Here is a 1,277-nt window from a genome sequence, read left to right on the forward strand (position 1 = left end):
GTGGGGGGGTGTGGGGGTTCAGGGGTGTGCGTTGATGCCCGGTACTTCACGCCGACGGTGCGGAACGGATGCGCCGTCCTCAGACCGGTTGCGGGGCGCCGGGCGCCGGTGGGTCCTCCGGCGTCAGCCCCTCCCGCAGCGCGCGCAGACCGCGCCGCATGTGGCTCTTGACCGTCCCGAGCGGCAGCCCGGTCCGCCGGGAGATCTGGGACTGTGTCAGGTCCTCGTAGAAGGCCAGCCGGAGCACCAGCTGCTGCGCCGAGGGCAGGTTCGCCAGCTCGCGCTGGACGAGGACGCGGTCCAGCACCTGCTCGGCGCAGGGCCCGCCGACGGAAGCCGCCCCCTGCCGTGCGCCCACGGCCGTCACGAGCACGGCGCGCCGGGTCCTGGCCGCGAGCGTGTCGGCGACCTTGTGCCGCGTGATGCCGACCAGCCAGCCCGCCAGCCCGCCGGCACCCGGACGGTATCCGTGCCGACCGCGCCAGGCGGCGAGGAACACCTGCTGCGTCACGTCCTCCGCGTCCGGACCGTCGCCCAGGGCACGCCCGGCGAGCCGGTGGACGAGGCGTCCCCAACGGCGGTAGGCCGCCGTCAGACAACGCTCGTCACCTGCGGCGACGCCCGCCGCCAGCTGATCGTCTCCCAGTAGGTCCTCGGGGTGCGGGTGCGAGTGCGGAGAGCCGTCGGGGGGCTGGATGTCGACTGCCACCATGATGCCTACTCCTCGTGCAGGGGCCGGAGTTGAACCCAGATTGGTGACAGTCAGTGAGAGGCGACAACTTGCAGCGATTGTGCGTCGTATCGTCGCGGGATGAGAGCTGCACGGAGGCCGGGCGCCACCATGACCTCGGGATCGGACACCGCCACGACCACGGGGTCGGACACCGCGATGACCACGGGAAGCGTCGCCCGAAGACTGGGCGNNNNGGGCGTGCCGCCCGCCGAGGCGGCGCGTGCGGCGCTGCAGGAGGCCGTGGCCGAGATTCCGCGCCCGCGGCGCGGCGGTGACTCCGGCGGGCTCTCGCTCGGCAACGTACGTCAGGAGTGCCGGGGTCTCGCCAGAGCTGCGGTGCGGCTCGACGCCCCCGCGGTCGAGACGCAACTACGCTCCACGGTGGGGGAGTACGGCTACACCACGGGGTGGGAGGAAGTCATGGCGCCCGCCCTGCATGCCATCGGGCGCAAGTGGGCGTCGTCCGGCGAGCGGTACGTGGAGGTCGAACACCTTCTCTCCTGGTACGTCTCCTCCGCTCTGCGGAGGGCTCCTGGGGTGGGTG

General features: G+C 72.7%; 1 protein-coding gene and 1 pseudogene. One reads left to right on the forward strand and one right to left on the reverse strand.

Annotated elements, in window-relative coordinates; all coding sequences use genetic code 11:
* Positions 1-79 precede the first annotated feature (79 nt).
* Positions 80-712 (reverse strand): RNA polymerase sigma factor, encoded by a 633-nt coding sequence (locus tag AOK03_RS37635; protein WP_055569864.1) that lies wholly within the window; start codon positions 710-712, stop codon positions 80-82.
* 215 nt (positions 713-927) lie between these two features.
* Between AOK03_RS37635 and AOK03_RS37640 the strand changes: the two are divergent.
* A pseudogene (locus tag AOK03_RS37640) lies at positions 928-1,277 on the forward strand (B12-binding domain-containing protein); the annotation flags it as partial.

This window comes from Streptomyces atriruber (genome assembly GCF_001418325.1).
Lineage (GTDB): Bacteria > Actinomycetota > Actinomycetes > Streptomycetales > Streptomycetaceae > Streptomyces > Streptomyces atriruber.

Coding starts and splice junctions, on each gene's coding strand:
- AOK03_RS37635 (WP_055569864.1), bottom strand. CDS start 712: ATGGTGGCAGTCGACATCCAGCCCCCCGACGGCTCTCCGCACTCGCAC.